General features: G+C 49.9%; 18 protein-coding genes, 1 tRNA gene and 1 CRISPR repeat array. Of the genes, 5 read left to right on the top strand and 14 right to left on the bottom strand.

Going from position 1 to position 23,172, the window contains the following annotated elements:
• Positions 1-499 precede the first annotated feature (499 nt).
• A tRNA-Pro gene (locus FH039_RS04715) sits at positions 500-577 on the bottom strand.
• A gap of 153 nt (positions 578-730) precedes the next feature.
• Between FH039_RS04715 and topA the strand changes: the two genes are divergently transcribed.
• Both topA and FH039_RS04705 read left to right on the top strand, forming a co-directional pair.
• Positions 731-2,884: a DNA topoisomerase I gene (gene topA / locus FH039_RS04710; protein WP_139680396.1), complete on the top strand. Its 2,154-nt coding sequence runs from the start codon at positions 731-733 to the stop codon at positions 2,882-2,884.
• Positions 2,885-2,914: 30 nt separating this feature from the next.
• A complete protein-coding gene (locus FH039_RS04705; protein WP_139680395.1) occupies positions 2,915-3,715 on the top strand; it encodes a hypothetical protein in 801 nt (266 codons plus the stop codon).
• Here the strand turns inward: FH039_RS04705 and FH039_RS04700 are convergent.
• The 3 genes from FH039_RS04700 to surR are packed head-to-tail and all read right to left on the bottom strand — an operon-like array spanning position 3,699 to position 5,783.
• Positions 3,699-4,889, bottom strand: coding sequence for a geranylgeranyl reductase family protein (locus FH039_RS04700; RefSeq protein ID WP_139680394.1), 1,191 nt, complete (start codon positions 4,887-4,889; stop codon positions 3,699-3,701). The genes FH039_RS04705 and FH039_RS04700 overlap by 17 nt on opposite strands.
• Complete coding sequence (locus tag FH039_RS04695) at positions 4,886-5,089, bottom strand: DUF362 domain-containing protein (RefSeq protein WP_139680393.1); 204 nt, start codon at positions 5,087-5,089, stop codon at positions 4,886-4,888. Before FH039_RS04695 ends, FH039_RS04700 begins: the two co-directional genes overlap by 4 nt.
• Positions 5,073-5,783 carry a sulfur metabolism transcriptional regulator SurR gene (surR, locus tag FH039_RS04690; RefSeq protein ID WP_139680392.1) on the bottom strand — a complete coding sequence of 237 codons (711 nt, stop codon included), beginning with the start codon at positions 5,781-5,783 and terminating at the stop codon, positions 5,073-5,075. The genes FH039_RS04695 and surR overlap by 17 nt, the downstream gene beginning before the upstream one ends.
• 136 nt (positions 5,784-5,919) lie before the next feature.
• Here surR and pdo point away from each other — a divergent pair, with 136 nt between their 5' ends.
• The 3 genes from pdo to cas2 all read left to right on the top strand — a co-directional run bounded on the left by pdo (position 5,920) and on the right by cas2 (position 11,581).
• The gene (pdo, locus tag FH039_RS04685) at positions 5,920-6,600 is read left to right on the top strand and encodes a protein disulfide oxidoreductase (RefSeq protein ID WP_139680391.1); all 681 of its coding nucleotides are present in this window, start codon (positions 5,920-5,922) and stop codon (positions 6,598-6,600) included.
• A gap of 161 nt (positions 6,601-6,761) precedes the next feature.
• Positions 6,762-7,604 carry a hypothetical protein gene (locus FH039_RS04680; RefSeq protein WP_139680390.1) on the top strand — a complete coding sequence of 281 codons (843 nt, stop codon included), beginning with the start codon at positions 6,762-6,764 and terminating at the stop codon, positions 7,602-7,604.
• A gap of 42 nt (positions 7,605-7,646) precedes the next feature.
• Positions 7,647-10,801: direct repeats of the CRISPR family, unit length 30 nt; unit sequence CTTTCAATTCTCCTAGAGTCTTATTGCAAC.
• A 522-nt stretch (positions 10,802-11,323) separates the two neighbouring features.
• On the top strand, positions 11,324-11,581 hold the full coding sequence (cas2, locus tag FH039_RS04675; protein ID WP_139680389.1) for a CRISPR-associated endonuclease Cas2: 258 nt from the start codon (positions 11,324-11,326) through the stop codon (positions 11,579-11,581).
• Here cas2 and FH039_RS04670 read toward each other — a convergent pair.
• From FH039_RS04670 to cas6, 10 genes are read right to left on the bottom strand one after another with little or no spacing between them, the layout of a single operon-like run.
• Positions 11,574-12,275 (bottom strand): CRISPR-associated protein Cas4, encoded by a 702-nt coding sequence (locus FH039_RS04670; protein ID WP_139680388.1) that lies wholly within the window; start codon positions 12,273-12,275, stop codon positions 11,574-11,576. The two genes, cas2 and FH039_RS04670, sit on opposite strands and share 8 nt — an antisense overlap.
• Before the next feature lie 10 nt (positions 12,276-12,285).
• The gene (gene cas1b, locus FH039_RS04665) at positions 12,286-13,272 is read right to left on the bottom strand and encodes a type I-B CRISPR-associated endonuclease Cas1b (RefSeq protein WP_139680387.1); all 987 of its coding nucleotides are present in this window, start codon (positions 13,270-13,272) and stop codon (positions 12,286-12,288) included.
• A gap of 9 nt (positions 13,273-13,281) precedes the next feature.
• The gene (gene cas4 / locus FH039_RS04660; protein ID WP_139680386.1) at positions 13,282-13,791 is read right to left on the bottom strand and encodes a CRISPR-associated protein Cas4; all 510 of its coding nucleotides are present in this window, start codon (positions 13,789-13,791) and stop codon (positions 13,282-13,284) included.
• Positions 13,792-13,794: 3 nt separating this feature from the next.
• Positions 13,795-14,901, bottom strand: a complete 1,107-nt coding sequence (locus FH039_RS04655; RefSeq protein ID WP_139680385.1) for an AAA family ATPase — start codon at positions 14,899-14,901, stop codon at positions 13,795-13,797.
• A 57-nt stretch (positions 14,902-14,958) separates the two neighbouring features.
• Positions 14,959-17,883 carry a CRISPR-associated helicase Cas3' gene (cas3, locus tag FH039_RS04650; protein ID WP_139680384.1) on the bottom strand — a complete coding sequence of 975 codons (2,925 nt, stop codon included), beginning with the start codon at positions 17,881-17,883 and terminating at the stop codon, positions 14,959-14,961.
• On the bottom strand, positions 17,883-18,746 hold the full coding sequence (gene cas5b, locus FH039_RS04645; RefSeq protein ID WP_168188370.1) for a type I-B CRISPR-associated protein Cas5b: 864 nt from the start codon (positions 18,744-18,746) through the stop codon (positions 17,883-17,885). Before cas5b ends, cas3 begins: the two co-directional genes overlap by 1 nt.
• The gene (gene cas7i / locus FH039_RS04640; RefSeq protein WP_139680382.1) at positions 18,746-20,206 is read right to left on the bottom strand and encodes a type I-B CRISPR-associated protein Cas7/Cst2/DevR; all 1,461 of its coding nucleotides are present in this window, start codon (positions 20,204-20,206) and stop codon (positions 18,746-18,748) included. The genes cas5b and cas7i overlap by 1 nt, the downstream gene beginning before the upstream one ends.
• A complete protein-coding gene (locus tag FH039_RS04635) occupies positions 20,203-20,511 on the bottom strand; it encodes a hypothetical protein (protein ID WP_139680381.1) in 309 nt (102 codons plus the stop codon). The genes cas7i and FH039_RS04635 overlap by 4 nt, the downstream gene beginning before the upstream one ends.
• A complete protein-coding gene (locus FH039_RS04630) occupies positions 20,498-22,426 on the bottom strand; it encodes a hypothetical protein (RefSeq protein WP_139680380.1) in 1,929 nt (642 codons plus the stop codon). Before FH039_RS04630 ends, FH039_RS04635 begins: the two co-directional genes overlap by 14 nt.
• Entirely contained in the window at positions 22,407-23,147 is a 741-nt protein-coding gene (gene cas6 / locus FH039_RS04625; protein ID WP_139680379.1) for a CRISPR-associated endoribonuclease Cas6, read from the bottom strand. Before cas6 ends, FH039_RS04630 begins: the two co-directional genes overlap by 20 nt.
• Positions 23,148-23,172 lie beyond the last annotated feature (25 nt).

Here is a 23,172-nt window from a genome sequence, read left to right as displayed (position 1 = left end):
GTGCACTACTCAAAAGCAGCTTTAGAAGGGTTTAACACTAAATACAGACCCTCAAACAGTTCCAACTTTATTATTGGCGTCCTTTGGACGCCGTTTGAAGAGTGAAACACTCCCAAAAGAACAGTTGAGTAGAAACCCACTTCAGAATCTGCAATATCACAAAAAGGCACCTTATTTTCCGCCAGCGCTTGCGAAGGAAGCTTTTGGAAAAAGCTTCACCAAAAGTTTGTGATTCCTCTTTGGGGCTTTCTTGTGAGGGGTTTCAAATTTAAACTAATCCCTTGGGGTTGAATCCAAGGAACTGAAGCATTTTCCATGTGGGTTCTACTTAGAATCGCGCTCCAAAGGAGCGCAAAAAGATTTGAACCCGCAAAAAGGAACCATCGAGAAGGATTCACTCATTCAAAGAGGAGACTCGAAGAGAAACCCCAACTCAAAAACTACCACCACAAAAGGAATCACCAACTTTGATGAAACTTTGCGCAGGCAAAGTTTCTTATGGTGGGGCCGCCGGGATTCGAACCCGGGTCACGGGCTCCCAAAGCCCGCAGGATGGACCAGGCTACCCTACGGCCCCATGCCCGCGGTAGGTGCATGGGGGGGTTCCTTATTAAGCTTTTCGCTGGGGCTTTTAGGAAAATCTTCGCCAAAGGTTCGTGGCAAGCCCTTTCCAAAAGCTTGCTCCGCAGGATTTTTATAGCTGATTCCCCAATCGCCTCAAGGTGTCGTCATGGTCACGCTCATCATAGCCGAGAAACCCAACGTTGCCCGCAAAATCGCCTATGCGTTGGCGGAAGGCAAACCCGTGAGAAAAACGATAGGAAAGGTAGGCTACTACGAGTTCACCCGCGACGGAGAGAGGATAATAGTAGCCCCCGCCGTGGGCCACCTCTTCTCCCTCGCCCCCAAGGTGAAGACCTACGGTTACCCCATCTTCGATATCGAGTGGGTACCTGTCTATGTCGCCGAGAAGGGCAAGGGCTACGCCAAGGACTACATCAAAGCTTTGGCAACGCTTGCCAGGAGGGCTGACGAGTTCGTGGTGGCCTGCGACTATGACACGGAGGGTGAGGTTATCGGCTACACCGCCCTCAAGTACGCCTGCGGCGTCGACCCCTCCAGGGCGAAGAGAATGAAGTTCTCCGCCCTCACCAAAAAGGACCTTCTGAAGGCATGGTACAACCTCGAACCGACGATAAACTTCGGAATGGCCGATGCCGGAATAGCGCGCCACGTCCTTGACTGGTACTGGGGTGTGAACCTCTCCAGGGCACTCACCTCCGCCATAAAGCGCGCCAGCGGCAAATGGCAGGTTCTCTCCACCGGCCGCGTTCAGGGGCCGACGCTTAAGTTTCTGGTTGACAGGGAGAAAGAGATTCAGAACTTCAAGCCCACACCGTACTGGGTAATAAAGATGCTCCTCGAGAAGAATGGGGAGCAGTACACGGCGGCCTATGAGAAGGAGCGCATACTCGATGAGGATGAGGCGAAGCGCATCGTTGAGGAGGCTAGGAAGGGCCCGGCCTTCGTCGAGAAGGTCGAGGTCAAGCAGCAGAAGAGGAATCCGCCGGTGCCCTTCGACCTCGGAACCCTTCAGAGGGAAGCTTATTCCGCCTTCGGTTACAGCCCGAAGAAGACGCTGGAAATTGCACAGAAGCTGTATGAGAGGGGTTTACAATCGTACCCGAGGACAAGCTCGCAGAAGCTCCCCAAGAACCTCAACTTCCGCTCCATTCTCCAGAACCTTGCCAAGCTGCCGGAGTACAAGCCCTTCGCCCACGAGCTCCTGGGTAAGGAGAGGCTCAAGCCCGTCGAGGGCAAGAAGGACGACCCCGCCCACCCGGCAATCTATCCAACTGGCGAATTGCCGAAGCCCGGTGACCTCACGAAGGATGAGCAGAACATCTACGACCTCGTGGTCAGGCGCTTTCTGGCCCTCTTCATGGAGCCGGCCGTCAGGGAGATAATGAAGGTGGTCATAGACTCCAACTCCCACCGCTTCATCCTGGGTGGGGCGAGGACCGTGAAGGAAGGCTGGCTGAAGGTCTACGGCAAGTACGTCAAGTTCGACGAGGTGATCCTTCCGGCCTTCAAGGAGGGCGAACCGGTAAATGTCATCCAGATAAAGCGCGAGAAGAAGAAGACGAAGCCCCCCGCGCGCTATTCACCCGCGGCGGTTATCAAGAGGATGGAGGACCTTGGCATAGGGACCAAAGCAACGCGCGCCCAGATTCTGGAGACCCTCTACAGCCGCGGCTACATCGAGGGCAAGCGGAAGATAAAGGTAACCCCGCTCGGCATGCGCGTCGTTGAGGCCCTGGAAAGGAACGTGCCCGACATAGTGAGCGTCGAGCTGACGAAGGCCTTCGAAGAGAGGATGGAGGAGATTATGGCCGGGAAGGCCGACAGGGAGGGCGTCATCGAGGAGAGCAAGAACCAGCTCATTAAAATCCTCCAGGTTTTCAAGGAGAAGGAGCTCGACATAGGAAAGATGCTCATGGAGACGACCGGAACCGGAGCGACCACTTCAAAAACGGCAGCCAGAAAGGCCGGCGCGGTAAAGGAGCTCAGCGAGGAAGAGGAGAAGGCGGTTAAAAAGGCCGTTGACGGGGGAGCGCGGAGGAAGGAGCACCTCGTGATAGGTAAGTGTCCCAAGTGCGGTGGCGATCTCGTGGTGCGGTACAACCGGAAGACGGGCAAGCGCTTCGTCGGCTGCTCCAACTGGCCGGAGTGCAACGTCACCTATCCGCTCCTCCAGCGCGGCGAGATAATTCCAACGGGCAAAACCTGTTGCAACGGCGCGCCGGTGGTCAAGATACGCGAGAAGGGCCGCGAGTACGAGATATGCGTTGACATGAACTGCAGGGATTGGAGGAAGCGATAGCCTTATCTTCCCTTTTGCGGAGTTCTTACCATGGAGGAGTGGGAAAGGACCGCCAAAGTTCTGCTCGACAATGCCCGCGAGTTCCTGGAGAGATTGAGGGATGAGGTTAGGCTGGACGAGGTAACCCTGGCGAGCCTTCTTGAGGTTCAGTCGACGTTCGTCCTCGGTTTGGCTGACGCGAGCCTCTACGCTTTCCCCCTTGGACGGGACGATATCATCGAGGGCTCCTACCGGCTGTTCCTTGAGGGGCTCGACGTCCTCAAAGCCGGCCACCTCCTGGTCAGCGAACCAGAACTTGACCTCTGGCTTTCTCCTCTCAGGGAACTGAATCCTGAGAGGGGCTTTTCCATTGACAGGCGCTTCTCACTCCTCAGCGAACCGAAACCGACGATGGTCTGGGCCAACCGCGTCGTCCAGCTCAGAAACGCCCTCCATGGGAGGCCAGTCAGGGATCCGCTGAGGAGCATCGGCTACGGGATAGACAAGGGAGACAGGCGCTTTCCCGTTCTCTTGAAGGCCGTCAGGAGGCTCTACACGCTATACCCTGCTTCGATCGATGAAACTGCCTGGCTTCTCGCCCTTGAGCTTGGCGAGGGACTCGACGGAGAGCCATTGGAATGCTCTGACGGAACCTGTGAGGAGATAGCCGAGCTCCCAGACGTTTTGGCCTTTAGAAAAACAGTTTCCGGCGACGTGGAGCTTTACTACTTCATCGAGAACTCCAAAGACCTACACTCCCCCTGGGGAAGCCTGAGCATCGGGAAAGCGAGAGAAATAGTGGTGTTTTCAAGGAAGAAGGGAAAGGGATTCAGGCTCAGAGAAGCTCCCTGAGGAGCTTTATTCTCCTCGGGCTGAGGATGACCTTCGGGTGCTTGAGGAGCGCCCTGATAACCTCCCCGTAGTCGCCGCCCGCTATCTTTTCTGCGTCGGCGCCGCTGAGTATCTGGATGAAGAGGTCCAGGTCCTCGTCGCTGAGCTTCTCCGTGACCTTCCTGACCTTGAGAACCTTCTGAAGCCTCTCTCCGTCGGTCTCCCACCATTCGGTCGTGTAGTTCCTGAGCAGCGCGAGGTTCTCCTCTTCGAGGGTCTTGACTATCCACTTACTCGCTATCGTTCCGGCCTCCATGGCCTCGGCCATTCCCCCGCCGTGCATCGGGTTTACCTGCCTGGCGGCATCGCCGACCACGAGAACGTTGTCCTTGACGAGTTCCTTGACGAAGCCGCCGACCGGAACAACGCCAACGTTCACCTCGAGGATTTTCTTCGCGGGGATGTTGTTCTCCTTCAGCCACTTGTCGAGGTAGTACTTGGCAGTCTGCGGGTTGTCTGAGTTGATGCCTATTCCGACGTTGGCCCTGTCCTCGTCCTTAGGGAAGACCCAGACGTAGCCCCTCGGGGCAACCTCGTTGCCGAACCAGAGGTGTATCAGGTCCGGGTCGTAGCCCTCGATGAGCATCTCGTACTCGTAGCTTGAGTCGAACTCATGCGGGGGAGCATAGGTGTTTATGCCAGCCTTCCTCGCGATCGTGCTCTCCACACCGTCCGCCGCGACTATGACATCGGCATGAATTTCAACCGTCTCATCCTCGTGCTTGGCCTTGATGCCGGCTATCCTCCCGTCCTTCCTGATGACGTCCAGCGCCTCGGTTCTGGCAAGGACGTCGGCGCCGGCCTTCGCCGCGTAGTAGGCCAGCATCTTGTCGAAGACCTTCCTCTCGAGGATAACGCCACTGGCCTCTTTATAGCGGAGCTCAAGCTCGTAGCCGCTTGGCGAGTAGAGCTTTGCTCCGTAAATCTCGCGGTTGATGAAGCGCCTGTCGTAGGGTATATCGTACTTCTCAAAGACCTTTATGCTTATGCCCTCGGCGCACTGTTTGGGCGTGCCGATGGCGGGCTTCTTATCGATGAGCAGAACCGAATAACCTGATTTGGCAACGTTCCTCGCCACTATCGGCCCGGCGATTCCGGCGCCGACAACGACGACGTCGTATTTCATCTCCTTCATTCGCTCACCTCCAGGGATTCGGCGCTGAGCGCTCCAACGGGGCAGGCGCTGATGCATATCCTGCAGCTTATGCACTTGTCCTGGAGGAACTCCCAGCCGCTGGAGTGGACCTCAATTGCAAGGGTGGGGCAGACACCGGCGCAGCCCCCGCAGAGGTAGCACCGGTCCTCGTTCACGATGACTTTAATCCTCTCTGGCATCGCTTTCACCGCCAAGTTTTTGTTTGAGCCTTTCTTCGTCAATTTTAATGGTGCCGTCTTTTATTATTAACGGTACGAACCTGTCCAGCTCCTGGGCCTTGACCAGGACTTCCCTCTCCTTGAGGTTGAGTCTGTCGCTGAGCTCGTCAACGGTGGCCTCCCCGACGAGGAGGATGTAGTGCAGTATCGCGAGCTGGGTCATGTCGCCGATCTCCTTGAGGTAGCGCTCCTTTATCTGCCTCATGAGCACCTCGCGCCTGCTCTCAACCGCCTGAAGGGCTTTGAGAACCTTTTCAAGCTCCGAAGTCAGCTCATGGAATGAGTGAACCATGCCCAGGAGTGAATCGTGATCCTTGGGAATGCGGGACAGGTCTATGTTTGTTTTCTCCAGGGATTCTCCCCCCAAGTCAAGCCCGCGGTACCAGAACAGGTTCGGCGTGACGGTGGCAACGTACGTCTTTGATATGGCTATATCGTAGTATTTTCTGGCCGGGCCGATGAACGGACCCTCCCTCTCGTAGGACTTCAATATACCCTCGCGCTCCATGATTTTAAGGTGCTTTGCGACGGCCGTCGAAGAAACGCTAACCTTGCTGCTCAGGAAGCTGAAGTAACATTCGGTGCAGGTGAGGTGGCTGAGCAGATCGCGCCTCACCTTGTTCCCCAGGATGTAAAAGATGTCCGGTTCAGTCATGACCCACACCACCCAAATCTGTGACGCAAAGCTTATATAGTGAACATTCAACCTTAGGTTGCAAACCTGGAGATTAAACTCCACGTGGTATTGTGCTCAAAACGTTATAAACCTTTAGCTATGGAGGTGTTTGGAGATGGGACTGATTAGCGACGCTGATAAGAAGGTCATCAGGGAGGAGTTCTTTTCCAAGATGACAAACCCCGTTAAGATTATCGGATTCACGGGCAAGGAGCACTGCCAGTACTGCGACCAGCTCAAAGGGCTGGTTCAGGAGCTCAGCGAGCTCAGCGACAAGCTCACCTATGAGTTCCACGACTTCGACACCGAGGAGGGCAGGAAGCTCGCCGAGCAGTACAGGATCGACCGCGCCCCGGCCATCACACTCACCCAGGACGGCAAGGACATGGGCGTCAGGTTCTTCGGCCTTCCGGCTGGCCACGAGTTCGGCGCTTTCCTCGAGAGCATCGTCGATGTCAGCAACGCGACAACCGACCTGATGCCGGAGAGCAAGGAAGAGCTCGCGAAGGTTGACAGGGACGTCAGGATACTCGTCTTCGTCACCCCGACCTGCCCGTACTGCCCGCTCGCCGTCAGGATGGCCCACAAGTTCGCCATCGAGAACACCAACGCCGGCAAGGGCAAGATACTCGGCGACATGGTCGAGGCCATCGAGTACCCGGAGTGGGCCGACAAGTACAGCGTCATGGCCGTGCCGAAGATTGTCATCATCGTCGATGGCGAGGACAAGGTCCAGTTCGAGGGCGCCTATCCCGAGAAGATGTTCATGGAGAAGCTCCTCGCGGCCCTCGAGTGAGGGTCCCATTCTTTTCTCCGTTTTGGTCTGTGTTCTGTCTCCTCTTTCGGGTTCCTTCCGGGATGTTTTTTCATCTCCGTGTTAATGTGCACCACTCAGCGGGTGCAGCTTCGCACGGAAAAGTTATAAATCCCCCCATCCAGCCCATACCGGGGGAGCCAATGGGCATGAGAATCGGCGGTGTGAACGTTCATTTCAGCGGGGAACTTGATGATGGCTTTGAGAGGGCTTTCAATGGAGTTTTTGCGCGGCGTTATCTTCCGGATGTCGAGGAGAGCTCAGGAGAGCCTCACGTCGTGGTGGAGCGCTTTAAGGGCGACGAGTTCAGGGTCTTCAGTGCGGTCTATGACCACATGGGGCGCGACGAGTACAAGATAGAATCACGCGTCCCGTCCGCCTACGGAAACGAGGCGCCCATCTTCTTCATACTCCAGGCGTCCGCGAGGGCCGCGGCCAAAGCTGGCAGGATGTTCATAACCGACTCCGTAGGCGTCATGGCCTCCAACGGGAAGGCGGTGCTCTTCGTTGGCTATCCTCACACAGGGAAGAGCACCATGTCGGTTCTTGCGATGGCCAAAGGTCTGCCGGTCCTCAGCACCGAGAACACCGTCGTTGAGGTTCGCGACGGAAAGCTCTACATCGTCGGCGGAACCGAGGTCCTTGTCTATGACCCAAGGGTGGAGGGCATCTACGGCATTGGGGTGCCCTACGATGAGCAGACGAGAAGCGGCTACAGGATAACGGACCTCAGAAAGGACGCCGGCAGGAAGAGGCTCCTGGAGCGTGGCGTCGAGATCGACATGATAGTCCTCCTTCACGCGGCGTTCAACTACTACGAACCCTCACCCCTCCACGTCCCCATGAGCGACGAGATAAGCAGAAACCTGCGGCTGTTCCTCGAAACCGCCTCCGAGAACTACTCCGGCAGAATGTTTGAGGCCTTCGGAAACCACAAGGCGGTTTTCGATAGGGTCTTTGAGATGGAGCTTGCGCAGAGGGGGTAGTGCAACCGCCAGGACCGCAACCAAGGGCTTCATGACGTTCCTCTTTCAATCCTCCTAGAGTCTTATTGCAACACCTCACGGGCGCTGAGCCATACTACGTCATACCTCTGACTTTCAATTCTCCTAGAGTCTTATTGCAACTAAACTGCCGGCTTACCTTTTGGGAGAAGGGGAGCGTCTTTCAATTCTCCTAGAGTCTTATTGCAACGCCGTGGAGAGGGTCGCGCCTAAGGCTATCTTTACATCTTTCAATTCTCCTAGAGTCTTATTGCAACGCACCCTCACATCGTGCTCCCGTGGGGCATTTACTCCCTTTCAATTCTCCTAGAGTCTTATTGCAACACGGCACCTCTACCTTGGTTCTTGCATACAAAGATGAGCTTTCAATTCTCCTAGAGTCTTATTGCAACTCCACATCCGCCAGGTTTTACGAGTACGTTTCGATGCCTTTCAATTCTCCTAGAGTCTTATTGCAACTCACGGCGAGCCAGTTTTTGGGGGAATCCTGATTATCTTTCAATTCTCCTAGAGTCTTATTGCAACAGGAGCGGAGAGGTGTTGCCCGTGCTTGATCTCGAACTTTCAATTCTCCTAGAGTCTTATTGCAACCCTGCCGTCTTCGAGCTGCTTGACCTCCAGGGTCTCACTTTCAATTCTCCTAGAGTCTTATTGCAACTCATCAAAGTCCTCATTGACAGCCCTGCCCCAAATTCTTTCAATTCTCCTAGAGTCTTATTGCAACTTTCCTGCTCCTCTTCATGTTGCTCCTCCCGCTAGCTTTCAATTCTCCTAGAGTCTTATTGCAACGGTACGTGGTGGGATTCCGCACTGCCTGTGAATGAACTTTCAATTCTCCTAGAGTCTTATTGCAACTTTACACTCACCCCTCAATCTTCATCCATGACGATCTTTCAATTCTCCTAGAGTCTTATTGCAACTGAGAAGGCGGGAGATTTCTTTATCGTCGTAGAGAACCTTTCAATTCTCCTAGAGTCTTATTGCAACAGGCCATCAGCAACCCGCAGTTCATCCAGACCATCCTCTTTCAATTCTCCTAGAGTCTTATTGCAACCATGAAAACCATATCTTTTCTATCGAACGCGTTGAACTTTCAATTCTCCTAGAGTCTTATTGCAACGTGGCTCATCAGTACATCCCTGCTATATGTCAACGTTCTTTCAATTCTCCTAGAGTCTTATTGCAACCCAGAGGCCGGGCCAGTTACTATAAGAGAAACTATGACTTTCAATTCTCCTAGAGTCTTATTGCAACATCCATATCGGAGCCCCAGTTTATCAGCATCTACTTCTTTCAATTCTCCTAGAGTCTTATTGCAACGATTGGTGCTGGCTTCGTTCTACTACGAGGAGCGGAGCTTTCAATTCTCCTAGAGTCTTATTGCAACTGGGAATAATCCAATATCTCCATAGGGACACTCTTCTCTTTCAATTCTCCTAGAGTCTTATTGCAACTATAACCAAACTCTCCCCTCAAACGAGACTTTCTTCTTTCAATTCTCCTAGAGTCTTATTGCAACCGCGAGGATGTCCAGCAGGTGTACCATTACAGTGTACTTTCAATTCTCCTAGAGTCTTATTGCAACCGTGAGGACAACGTCCCTATCCCCTTCGAATATGGCTTTCAATTCTCCTAGAGTCTTATTGCAACGAACATTGTAGCGGCGAAACTGAAAACCACCAGGTCCTTTCAATTCTCCTAGAGTCTTATTGCAACGGTGATTACATGGTCCCTTACGTCCGTTACCATAATGCTTTCAATTCTCCTAGAGTCTTATTGCAACCTCATTATGAACATGGACAGCGCGACAACTTCAGGCCTTTCAATTCTCCTAGAGTCTTATTGCAACTAAAAATACCAGAAATAGAGCTGAGAATCAAGTTCCTCCTTTCAATTCTCCTAGAGTCTTATTGCAACTTAACTCGACAGGACGAGGTTTGATTGTAACATTGCTCTTTCAATTCTCCTAGAGTCTTATTGCAACCGCCCACGGCTTATTAACACTCGACAAAGACTTCAGCTTTCAATTCTCCTAGAGTCTTATTGCAACAGGAGTGTTTTGGATTTTGTTTGATTTTTATCATTTCTTTCAATTCTCCTAGAGTCTTATTGCAACCCCTCACAAACACCCCTGAAAAGGAGAGCGAGGTATCTTTCAATTCTCCTAGAGTCTTATTGCAACGTTGTCGGTCAGTGCGTACGCTACAAAGGCATTGATCTTTCAATTCTCCTAGAGTCTTATTGCAACTCCCAGCAACCTTGACTTTATCTGGGAGGTAGCTATCTTTCAATTCTCCTAGAGTCTTATTGCAACGAATTATGAGATTGAGCTTTGGGCTAAGGATTACTACCTTTCAATTCTCCTAGAGTCTTATTGCAACCTGAATGTTGAGGTCGCTCGCGCTTGGCAGGTTGTCTTTCAATTCTCCTAGAGTCTTATTGCAACCTGTGATTATCCTAATGAGAATGACGAGGAGGGCCTTTCAATTCTCCTAGAGTCTTATTGCAACAATGTGCTCCTTCAGAACCTCACGAGGCATTAGAGTCGTCTTTCAATTCTCCTAGAGTCTTATTGCAACGTGAACGCAGAGCCACCAAAATCAAGCATTTTGGATCTTTCAATTCTCCTAGAGTCTTATTGCAACTGGCTTATCTTACGGCATATGATGAAGGGACAATCAGCTTTCAATTCTCCTAGAGTCTTATTGCAACCTCATTCCTGCGATTTTTCCCGGCGGATCCATCGAGCTTTCAATTCTCCTAGAGTCTTATTGCAACCCTGCTCCTGTGCTTGGTAGGGATACACGACGATGTCTTTCAATTCTCCTAGAGTCTTATTGCAACATTATCCAGATGTTGCCCCAGCCTCTCCACCAGTTTCCTTTCAATTCTCCTAGAGTCTTATTGCAACCATGTGCCCAGCGGGCAGGTAGAAGAACTCTATATGTCTTTCAATTCTCCTAGAGTCTTATTGCAACTCCTCAAGAGGGCCCCTGATACCAAATGCCTTCAAGTCTTTCAATTCTCCTAGAGTCTTATTGCAACTCCATACGTCAGCCCTTGCCATTTCCGGGTTGCCGTCCTTTCAATTCTCCTAGAGTCTTATTGCAACGCCGTTGTTGTTGGTGTGATAGAAGTCGTTCTTCTGCCTTTCAATTCTCCTAGAGTCTTATTGCAACAGGGCGACTTTTACCCTCTTTTGCCCTATAAAGGAATAAAACCCGTTTGTTCTTATAAGCCTTTCTTTGGAGGGGTTTTCTTGAAGCATGTTGGGGTCTTCAATCCGGGCATCCCTGGCGCCATACGTGCCCATAATAGTGGCGAGGGCTTTGTTTTGGTCCTTGCCGTTTTTGTCCCTCAGTGATTTCCCGGGCCTTCTTAGGCTCTTATTTCAGGGAATCGAGAGCGAGACAGCTCTAACTGCTTGAATGTCCTCTTTTATGGGGATGCAGGGAGTTTTGGGAGCATTGCTGACCCATCCGACCATTCCGAAAAAATTTCGTCATATTTGTTGGCTGAATAAATAACAATGTGGCACATTCTAACACATGGTTATTTAAGACTTCCCGAACGCTGAGCGGGCGGTGTTTTTAGATAGGTCCCTAAAACACCCATTTTCGGTGAATTTTGGGTATTTAAACGTGATACGACACAATCGCAACCCCTAAAAGCCCTGGTTCTGTACCCTCTTTGGTGGTGCCATGTACGTCGTCATAGTCTACGACGTGAACGTGAAGCGCGTCAATAACGTCAAGAAGTTCCTGCGTCAGCACCTCCACTGGGTTCAGAACAGCGTCTTTGAGGGGGAAGTTACAAAAGCGGAGTTCGAGAGGATAAAGGCCACCCTCCGGGAGCTGATCGATGATGAAGAGGATTCTGTCGTCATCTACAAGCTCCGCTCCATGCCGGCCAGGGAGGTAATGGGGGTGGAAAAGAACCCGATGGGGGACGTTATTTAGGCTTCAACCATTCCCGGTCGATGCTGGCGCATATCGGCCTGAAAATGCACGAGTTGCAGACCCAGCTCTTGTTCCCGACGGTGCTTATCCACTTCGGGAACTTCCCTGCCTCAAGCTCCTCCACGGCCTCAATTACCCGCTCGGCCCGTTTTATGAACCTCCTGAAAAGCTTCTCGTCGAAGTCCACCGGAAATATCCTGAATTCGAGGCCGTTCCTGTCGAAGATGTATATGTACCCCCTTTCCTTCCCCAGCATTCCGAGATACGCGTTGAGCTGCTCCACCCATTCCTTTGAGGGCTCGGCGTGGTCTAGGTCCTGGTTTCTCCTGTTCCTTGACTTGCTTTCGGCATCCCCCTTCTTCTCGAAGCCCTTGAACTTGAACTCCAGAACGTAGTCGCCTTTAACGGCGTCCGCCTTTCCGACGAGGGTCCATCCGTTTTTGAGTTTGTACTCCACGGGAACCTCAAACTCCGCCCCCTTAACGACCTCGCCGAGCCATCCATGGAGTGCCGAGCCTATCCTCGCCTCCCAGCTCTTTGAGGGGTTGTAGGTGTTGAGGTATATTGAAAGGGCCGTCTTTCTCAGGCAGTGGCTTAGCGACGTCACCCATATCCTCCTCTCGAGCGGCGGTTTTCCCGAGACGGCGCTCCTTATCCGCTCGTTGAACTCCGAGATTTCGGTTGGGTAGTCCATCTTCCCCACCTCAGAACCACGCCACCAGCGGGTCATACCTACCGACTCCAACGAAGTGGCGCATGAGCTTGTAGGCTTCGAGCCTTATCAATCTCTGCTTCGTAACGTTCGTTTTAAGGTTCGGGTGCCTCACGCTCTTCCTCATCTCATCGTTGTAGGCCTCGACCACCTTCCTCATGCCCTCCTTCGTGAGCAGGACCCCGTTTAGCTCCCCCCGGAAGTGCTCCTTCCTGATGGTTCCTTGCTTTACGAGCCTGTTTGCTATCCTGTCCGCTATGATTGGCTTGAAAATTTCGCTCAGGTCGAGCGCCAGGGAAAACCTCCTTTCCCCCGGCTCGTGGAGGTAGCTAACGGTCGGAACGAGCTGGGTGTTGTAAAGTTCGGAAACGATTGTGGCGTAGAGCCTTGAGTTGAGGAAGCTTATAAGAGCGTTCATCTCATTCTCCGGCGGCCTGCGCGTGCGCTTGACTATCTTGAAGTCCTCAGGCAGGTGTTCGTCCCATCTTGAATAGTACTCGCTCCTTATCCGTGCCTCGACGTTCATAATCTCGGTTATTTTCTTGGCCATCTCAAGCTCCCTAAACAGCTCCTCCAGCAGGCCGGAGAAGCCATCGGCGACCTTCCAGCGCTTCAGGTTCTTTTCCATGTTCAGGGCCGAGCCTTTGACGAAAAGCCTCGCCAGTTGGAGGCGCTTCTCGCGGTTGAGGTAGTGCTCGACCTGCCTGATAACCAGGTCTCCGGAGTGTAGCTTCTCCCTCGGGTAAAAGCTGCCGTCGTAGTAGCCGTGGTGGTTGAAGAAGTGCACAGCTATACCTTTCTGGGCGAGGTAGTGAAGCGCTTGGGATGTTATGTTCACGTGGCCGTAGATGTAGATGTCGTAGATGCCCTCTACCACAAGGGGCTTTGGCTTTTTCATCTTGGCGTTCTGGAAGTAGAGGGTGTTCTCCCTCCGGAAGAGGGTTCCGTCGGAGAGAATCGTTTTGGAGCGCTTTCGCATACCACCACCTCAGACCCAGCAGAGCTCGTAGTAGGCGCATTTCCGGCATTTCTTTGATTTTACCGGTTTTGGAGGAGCGGGCAGGGATTTAATCCGGACTACCTCTTGGATGGCCTCTTCAACTTCCCGCTCCCTGCCATCGAGGGTTATCTCCTTCGTCTCGTTGAGCTGGGGGTAGTGGAGAACCGCCTTCGCTTCGATGCCGAGCCTCTTGAGGTAATAAAGGTAGTAGAGCGCCTGCATCTCGTGGGCTTTCTCCATGGACTTGCCCTTTTTAACCTCGTGAACCTCTATGATTTCGCCCTTCCTGATGAAGTCTATCTTTACCCTTCCAATCTGGACCTCCTTCTCCTCGTTGCCGTAGCGCCGCTCGTGGAGGAATTTGCCGAGATCGACCCACTCGCTCTCCTGCTCCATCGTTATGCCCTTGGCAAAGTACCATAGCTTCGTCGGACAGATGAAGAGGTAGTTGATTTCTGTGCCGGTGATGAGGAGGTCGTCGAGGGGGTATTCCTCCATCCTTCAACCCTCGCTTACCTTAAGTATCCAGAGCTCAAAGAGGGGATTTTCTATCAAGTATCTTCCATTTTCCCGCACTATCAGCTCCTTTTCTTTAAGGGCCCTCAACGCCGCTTGGACTGTTGAAGCCCTTTCAAAGCCGTATCGGTTAAGGAAGTCCCTTGAGTAAAGGTCGCTCTCGTTTCGCGCTATCGCAACGAGGAGCCTCCGCTGGTTGATCGTCAGGGAGTCCCACATTTCCTCAAAGAACTCCGCGGTTTCGTTGAGTATCTCTTCAAGGGCTTTCTCCAGGTCTTCCTCGGATATACTGCCCCTCTTCGAGAGGAGGGCGTTTAACCACAGTCGGTAGCACAGCATCTGCGTGTAGTGGGGATGGCCTTTGGTTATCCTCAGCACGGAGTCCATCAGCTCGTCGTCAACCTCAAACCCGCTCTCTTTGAATTTGTTTTCAATGAAGGGCTTGAACTTCTCCTCCTGGATTCTTTTGAGAATCATGTGCATCCCAAAGTTGTAGAAGGGACTGCTGGGTGACTGGAATATCTCGCGCATCATACCCTGCTTGCTCCCCACAAAGACATAGGTAACTTCCTTATGTTTCTGAAACTCGGCGCGCATCTTTGGGAGAACTTCTTTTCCAAGGTTGCTCACCTCTTGGAACTCATCAAAAACGACCACGACCCTCTTTCCTGTGATCTCCGCAAGACGCTTTGGCAACTTTAGAGCTTCTTCGAAGGCGGTGTTTTCCTCTCCCACAACGAACTCCACGCTGAGTCTTTTCCCGATGGTGATTCTGGGCGTTGTTGTTTTAAACAACTTCCTCAGGAACTCTTCTATCCGTCCTTTCCATGTTCTTATCGCTGCCGAGCTTATTCTCTCGGCAAGCTCTTTCTTGGTGAGGACCCCCGAGCAGTCGACTTCTATTGGGTACACCTTCTCCCCAAGTTCCTCCAGAGCAATGCCGACGAGGGAACTCTTCCCATAGCGCCTTGGTGAATATATGATAACGTTCTGACCGCTTATTATGGCTATTTTGAGCCTCTCAACCTCTTCCTCTCTATCCGCAAAGTGTTCCCTGCCCACTTTCCTCCCGTAGACAAAGGGTGCCTTCATTACACCTTCACCTGTAACAGTATTTTGTGTAATGAATTTTATAGTTTTTGTTGTAGCTCACAGCACATCCTCTTCTGCATCGAGGTCACCGACGACTTCATCAACTCCAAACTTCCAGAGCTTCTCGGCATTGTCTTTGCCCCATGTTAGAACCACTGGATAGCCCTTGAAGGTATCGTTGAGAGCATGTTGAAGGTTGAAGTCCTCCAGAACGAACCATAGCGGAACGTTCACCGAGTACTCCTGGAGGATCTTTTTGAGCTTCCATTTTCCTATTTTCAGTTTTTTCTCCCATTCCTCCTTTTTTTCTTTCTCCTGCGGAGGCTCCTCCTCAAGCCCATAGACTCCGATTACAACATCTTTCCAGCTAAGCCTGCGGTTTTCAGGTTCGCTGAGGAACTCACCGAACTTCTTGGCGGTTTCATCCCCAAACTTCTTCATCAGAGAGGGGACGACAAAGTACATCCCTGCCATCTGCCGGAAGACTCTTTGGGCTTCGCTCTTCTTTTCGAGGGTGAAGTAGTCGAGCTTGTTATAGAGTTCATCAACTTGTTTTATGTATTCCCCAAGAATCTCCCCGCTGTATACTTCCTCAATAGCATTCCTTTCCTCAATGTATCCAAGGAGTTTTCCATCGAGTTTTTTAAGGACTTCTTTTGTCTTCTCAAGGACATCTTTACCGATTCCTTTGCCATAAACGGTGGTGGTTCCTCTATCGATTTCATCTCCAAGGAAAACAATTATGTTCGGCGGGATTTCTCCATTTGGGTTCTCCTCAACTTTGTTTTTCTCTCTAATCTCTTTTATGTACTCATTGTAGTGCTTTCCTCCCCTGTTCCTGTAGACCCTACCCCACCTCTGGACTTGGCTGTCTATGGGAGAAATTTCCGTTATCATCGCATCGAAGTCAACATCAACCGAAGCCTCAACAACCTGAGTTGTTATTAAGAGAATTGGCCTGTCTATTTCTTTTCTATCTTTGTATTCGTTGAGAATTTTCTTTACCTCTCCTATGATGAGTTGTTTTCTCTTTTCTGGGAGCCTTGAATGAAGAAGGTAGATATCCCAGTTGTTCCAGCTCCCGCATTTGATTTCCTTGGTTTCCCTGTGTTCTTCATTACTCGTCTCTGTGAAGGATTTACACAGCTCGATGGCCTTCTTCACGTTGTTTACGACTATCATGACAGCTTTAAGGCCATTGTTATTGAACTCTTCAAGGCGCTCTTGTATTTCTTTGAAAGCCGCTGGTCCTACCGTAGGAGACATTTTTCCATTCTCATTGATGTATTGAAACATCACTTTATCCTCAATGACATCCAGCTTATGCCTTTTAATCTTCAGATTCTTAACGTTCTCCTCCTTTCCCCTGAACTCTTCGGCGACGTCCAAGACTTTGAAATTGAAAAGTGGTTTTGGAAGCCTGTCAGTGTTGATTCTAAGCTTTTTGGCATCATCTTCAGTGAAACCCGATAGGAACCATCTTATATGAGGTGGTAGGGTCGCGGTGATTAAGAGAACCTTTCCTCCTGCCTGCATTATCAGGTCAAGGGTTCTGAGGAAGACTGAGACCATTTCAGGAGTATATACCTGAACTTCATCAACGACTATCGCTGATTCTGGATAAACTGAAATCACTTTGTCGGCCCCATAGTAGTTGAGTCCTGTGAGAAAGACTTGGTCAGGTGTTGATAGCATGACCGGCATTGCGAGCAAACTCGCGGCGTTCACCTTTTTCTCGACGTCGACTTCTTTGCCTGAGCCCTCTACGTACTCCATGAAAGCGGTTGAATGCAACAACCCAACGTGTTCCTCATCAAAGTACTCCTTGGCCAGGCGTCTATAGAGGTCGTTTAGGGCCACTCTAAGCGGGAGGGTATACACGAGTTTTCCCCTGTTTTTCGCCCAGAGAACAGCCAATTCGGTCTTCCCCGAGCCCGTTGGGGCTATAACGGCAAGATAGTCAGAGTTGTACTTTCTCAAAAGCTCTTCCTGCCAGAGGCCTTTGAAGGTGGTTCCTGCTTTCGCTCTTATCTTCTTCTTGATTTTTGAGTCCACGTCTCCAAAGATAGCCTCCAAGTTATCGATGACCTCAACGTAAAAGTCCCCGCTCGATGAGTAATCACACCTTCTCAGCATGCCAAGGAAGACTAAGAAGTCCACGCTGGTTTTCTGTTCTCTTGGATTATATATGGGGAACTCTCTGGATGGGTTGATCCCAAAGGTCTCCATCTGTTCCTTTAGGAGTTCAAGCCTTGAGAAGTCCATGCTGTCTATGAGCTCGTCAGCAGCCTCTGCTATAAAGCTGATTGCACTAAATTTGTCTCTTATTATTTCGAGATAAGCCATGAGAAGAGCCTCAAGCTTGTCTCTCTTGCAAAGTAGAAATTCAAGGTATTTTAGCTCGTTAGAGTTGTCACCCTCTATTATTTTGGTTATTCTTGGCTCTTCCTGAGAGAAGAACTCGTTGTAGTGGTGGAGAAGCACAGCGGTTCTAATCATTGCATCTTCATTGCTGTTTCCCAAAAGGGCGAAGCTCCAGAGGAGGGAAAACAACTCGTGGTTGCCGTAGGTTTTAACGCCCTTGCTCTCCTTGAGGAGCCCCCAAATCTCGTGGGGAACCTTATCTGGAGCGTAGAGCCTCTTTTGAAAGTCGAGGCTTATCTTTCCAAGATCGTGAATTATTATAGCCTTCGCAAGGTTCTTGAAGAAAATATATCTATCCTCTGGGTTCGCAAAACGAGGATATTTGATGTTTTCAAGGCTTGATATAAACTTCTCAAGCTCAACACACCGGTTTAAAGCCAATATAACGTGGCCGACGAGTGTATAGGGTGGGAAGTTATCATCTTTGCCCTCCTCGCGCTTGCTCTTCGCGAGTATTTTTCTCAAAAGTTCCACCTTCTCACTGTTAGGAACCTTAGAAGTGGGTTCCTCCTTTTGAAGGGATTTTTGATAGTACACATCAAGTGTCATCTGGGGCATTACAACCACCCGCTGACATCCTTTCCATTAGGGATCCTCAAAATAACTTCACCTAACCGGTACTCCTCAAAAGTAACTTCCTGCTTGAGCTCCAAGTATTTCCAAGGACCGACGTGGACTACTGGCTTGAACTCAACGTCTCTGAACGTTTTCTTGCTTATCTCCGCCTTGTGTCTAACGGGATTTCCGTTGTTCTTGAAGATGACCTTGATAGGAATATAATAGACTGGATACTCCTGCCTTGCCAGAGCTTCTTCTGGATTTTTGACATAAACGTAGGTGGGGTATATAACGCCGATTTCTCTGGCATTGTCAGAGTTTGTCTCGCTTTCCCGAACGAAGTGAACATTCCTTATGAAAACGATATCCTCACTCCTTCCGAGGGAGAGGACTTTCCTTGGTCTTTCAAGCGCGTTCTTGATTTTCTCAAGAAATTCTTCGTCTTTATGCTTGAGGAGGATGTAAAGCCAGCCGTTGAAGAGTTCTTGCTGGGAAACCGGAGTTCTTTGAGATGTCAGAGAAAAGCCGTAGAGAGGTCTGCCCTGATTCCAGAGCACAGGCCTACCCCTGAAGCGGACGAGGGAAATTCCCGATTTAGTGGCCTTTATCAGCTGCTGGTAGTTCCAGAAAACGCTCTCGAAGCCACCGTGAACGCTGACCTTTAGTGACCACCACTTCTCAACTCCCTCTCTATGACCATCTCCATGACCATACCAGTCGTTGAGCGCGTTCTGGAGCATACCGATTATCGTTGACTTCGGTGGCAATGGGTAGGTCTGGGCGTAGTAAAAGGTGAAAGGATTGCGATACTGGGCAAAGGGCTGGAAGAGTTCAATGAGGAGGGTTTTCCCAGCCATAGCCATCACTTGAGCCTTACCTCTACGTTCGAGGATTTAACGATGAAAATTTCTTGCTGGGGCTCTTTAGTGGTGTTGGAGAGGCGTTCCCCAAGAAGATTTAGTATCCTGTCCATAGAAATAGGATGAATTTCTTTTTTGTTATCATTACTACCACTGTTATGTTCTTTAGTTTTCTCCTTTGTGCTTGTTACTGTGTCATCGTTGTAGTATTCATATATTGGGGTACTACTCGAAATACCAGTTATCTCGAAGATAGCAGTTCTTTTTCTTGATACACTCCTTCTTCTCTTAACCTGAACCGTTTTTTCGCCGGAGTTCTCTGGCTTGGTTTCAACGATTTCCTCAATGTATTCCTCAGTACCATTCTCACCAGTTGTTATTCTCCTGATTTTCTTGACAATCTTCCCGTTTTTCTCTTCTACTTCAACGTACTCTTCTTCCTCAAATTCGCCGAGAAGCTGAATCCTGTTCTTGAAGGAGTCGTAGGGTTTGTCCTTGTAGATTCCAAGAATCAGAAGTTCTGGAGCAAGAAACTCAGTGCGTCCTTTTATTTTCCTCTTGAGGTTCAAAACGGCCTTGACAAGCTTGAGAACCCTTTCTCTCCTTGCTTCTTCGCCGAGGTCAAACTGAATCTCATAGAGACTAACTTTAACCTCTTTCTTGTTGCTCGTTGGATCCACTATGGGGATTATTTTGAGTTCCTCCAATTCAACGCCGGCAATTTCAAGTTTTCCCTCAGCAGAGTTGAGAGTTAGTGGATTAACTAAGGCGCTTTCTTTGTTTCCTTTCTTCTTTCCTTTGCCGTTGCTTTCGAAGAAAGTTCTGTACTCCTCAATCTTCTTTGCATTTTCCCCCTTAGCCTTTAGGTTGTCAAGGACTGTTTTAACATCATCCATTTTCGTCGTGAACACTGAGAGCTTTCCCACGTTATCAACGTCAACGACGATGGTGTAGATGTAATAGGAGTAGTGCTCTTCCACCGTGAACAGGTTCGGCTCAAGCTTTGTCGTAAGCCCTGCTTTTAAAGCCCTCTGAGCTATCCAGTGGTTCCCGTTGAAGTGGGAGTCATAGTAAAACGGCGTCATTGAAACCGCGTGGCTTATCCTGACTGGGGCTGTTCTCGACTGAGTTGGCTCTGACTTTGTAATGAGGTATCCGAAAAGGTCGAACTCGGGATACTTTAGTATCTCCCCGCTGAAGAGAACGTCCGGCTTGGGGTTGAAGACATCTCCCTTACTTTTCTCTCCGGTGTCTTTTATGAAGACCTCCCCCGGTGCGAGCTCCCTTCCAAAAACCCCGCTGTCGTTGAGCATGCTGTATCTAAGGGCGTATTTGCTCACCAACGTGTACTGTCTCCCGTCCCAGCGGGTTATCTTCTTCAGCTCCTGGTAATTCCCGCTCCCTTGGTCGTAGTTGAGCGAACTGCCGTAGAAAACGACATCCATAACGAGGAACCTACTCATTCCCTACCACCTCCCATTATCCCAAGTATGATGGAATAAGCGATCTTTTCAAAATCAGACTCCGAAGAAGGAAAGACCTCCATGAGCACGGAAGAGAGCTTTTTGACATTCTCTGACGTGTCCTTGGAGTGGGCGTTGATTGCCCTTAGTAGAATCCAGAGAAACCTGTTCTGGTCTTTAGCTTTAACCGCGTTTAACAGGTCGAAGACGAGCTTCTGTCTGTAACTGTCGGAGCTGACCTTACCTAATACTTCACCGCTCAATCTCTTAATATCTCGTAGGGTGGGGTCATCAACTTTCCCCACTGCTTCCACCTCCGGCAAGACCAATAACAAGGGCAAGGGCAAAATCCTCCCATGAGGAATCGTTGTTCAAAACATGTTTGAAGAGGTAGGAGTTGATTAGAGCGACCGCCTGTTTATCATTAGCTTTCAAGAGTGCCTTGAGGAGCGTATTGACAAAGGCGTTTCTGTTGTGCCTTCTCAGGGCAGAAAACAGCTGGGGCAGGATGTCTTTTCCGCGTATTTGCCCAGAGATTCGCTTTATTACGTTCAAAGCCATCTGCATGTCGTTGTAAAATTCCTTTATCTCTGAAACTGCACTCTTGGGACGTTCAAAGAACTCCCACGTAAAAATGCCAGCACCCATGGGTTTTCTGAGTTCCGCGTCTATTGCCAGGGCGTAGAGGCTTGACGTCAAAAGGGGTTTCTTTCCAATTCTAAGGTAAAAGTTAGAATGCCTTAGAACTACTGGGAACATTGGTCTCTGAGAGATAAATACCTCAAGTAACCAAGCCTTTTTGAAGTCGCTCCACTTCAATTTGTCCTTAGGTTTGTTTTTGGACTTATCCAGAATGTCAATGGGCATTTGGGTATTAAGTGCCTCCCTTATCTGGTCGTCGAGGATTATCGAGGCGTGGAGCTTGGGAATACCGAGGTACTCAACTTTTACAAAAGTTTGCTGAGTTGGTATTATTATCTGGCCCTTTTCATTGCGGTTAAGTTGAATTATATACATATTTTCGAGATAGTAACTTGATTTTGTTTCCACTATTGTGTCTATAACTGCCCTCCACGTTAGCCTGAAAATCGAGTTTTTATCCTGCAGTGTTTTTAGCCACTCCTTTAATTTTCTGTTTACGGTGTAGGCAAACTTTAGGTCACTCCCATAGAACAATATCTTCCCGATATCACTATAATTCACGTCAATCATTCCTTTATCCACGCAAATTAGATACACAGGCAAATATTCAACCACTTTTTGGAGAGGTTTTATGTTGAACTTGGTATAGGACACGTTTGGGAATTCATTGTCTGAGGGAAGGAACTTGGAAACATCTCGGGAGATGTGGTGGATTTTACCATCAAGGACATCCCTGAACGCTCTGAACTGTTCGATGATGCCCTTGCTTTGATTAAAGAACTGGTAATTGTGATAAAAGCTGGAGTCTATTGGCAATCTATAAAATTTTGAGGAATTCTTTAGCTTTTCACTTCCATATTCCACGAATGAGTTCGATGAGAGTTCTTTCCATTTTTTCATCAAATATTCTTCCAACTTCTTGTGAATTTCAATGGCTTCCTCTGTCTTAACTTTACACTCCTCGAGTAACTCGTTTAGTGGGCTTGAGGACTCAGAGAATAGCTTAATCAGTTCCTCAAAATCTTTCAGGGTCAATCTGTGGTTGCCATCTTTAATCACTTCTCTTTTTCCAATAAGTTTCTTAATTGAATCGGCACACTTCTTCTCTTTGATGGGATTGCCTTCCATTTTAAGAACTACATTAAGGAGCTCTTCGCGCTTCTTTACGAATTCTACATACCTGTTATCATTGTATGGATCCTTTATTTTCCCGCTTTTGTTCTTTAAGTCTTTCTCGTGCATCATCTCAAGCTTCTTCCTAATCCACACGTTAGTAAATAGCTGGGCTATATATTTCCACCATATCAGCTCCAGCAACTCGTGTTTATCTCCATCAAAGGTTTCAATTTCTTTAATTGCCTGAGATAGAATCCTTTTGTTCTCTTGGCTCCTAGGGGCTAAATTGTAAAAGTAAGCCAGCGGAAAATACCCATAATAGACCTTCTCCCGATTCTCATTAATTCGTTTCTGAAGCTCCTCAAGGTCCCAGCCGTAAACTTCTTCCATCAAATTCAAGAAACCCAAAATGCCGGCATCTACGAACCAGTTGCCCGTGAACCTAAGCTCTTCTCCTCCCATCAATCTTCACCATCCCGAAGCCTATCGAGTTCTTTTCCCCGAAGCCGGCCAGGTAGCCAGCTTTCAGGAGTCCCTCGTCGCCCTTTGCGCGGAACACCAGATGCCATGCCACTTGGAAGATGCCGGGCTTGACCTCAAAGCGCTTGGGCTTGGCGTTGAGCACCTTCATCTCGAACTCTTCGGGCGGCCTCTCGGCGTATATCGCGAGGTACTTCTCGCGGAGATTCTCCCGTATTAGCTCGTAGAACTCTGGCTCGGAAGGGCTCAGGTCGTAGCTCCTGGGCTTTCCGAACTGAACCCTCTTAGTGGTTACCGCTATCGGTGAAAGCGTTACGAACTTTTTCCCGCTCAGCTTTTTCGGCTCGGCCAGGGATTTAACTTCCTTGACAACGAACTTCTCGTTCCAGAGCTCGACCTCGGGCTTCTGTAGAAGTCCACCTATGAATGCCTCCGCTATCCCGGGAACTGCCGTTGAGAAGTAAAAGAAACCCCCGCCTTCACCGAGGAAATAAGGCTTTCCGCGCTCGAATCTCCGTTTTTCTGCCATGAAGAGCGAGAAGGTGAAGAGCTTGGGCACCTTCGGCGGGTGAAGGCTGAGGCTCAGCTCCGGGTTAACGCGCCCAATCCTCCTGTAGATCAGGCCCTGTAGCTTGTGCTGGTGGTTAAAGGGAACCTTGAACGGCTCATTCTCCGGCTGGAGTCTTATTAGGAACCTGACCATTTACCTCCCCCAGATGGAGCAGCGT

The sequence above is a fragment of the Thermococcus indicus genome (assembly GCF_006274605.1).
GTDB lineage: Archaea > Methanobacteriota_B > Thermococci > Thermococcales > Thermococcaceae > Thermococcus > Thermococcus indicus.
Note: the sequence above shows the minus strand (reverse complement) of the source record. Positions and strands in the feature narration are given on the sequence as shown.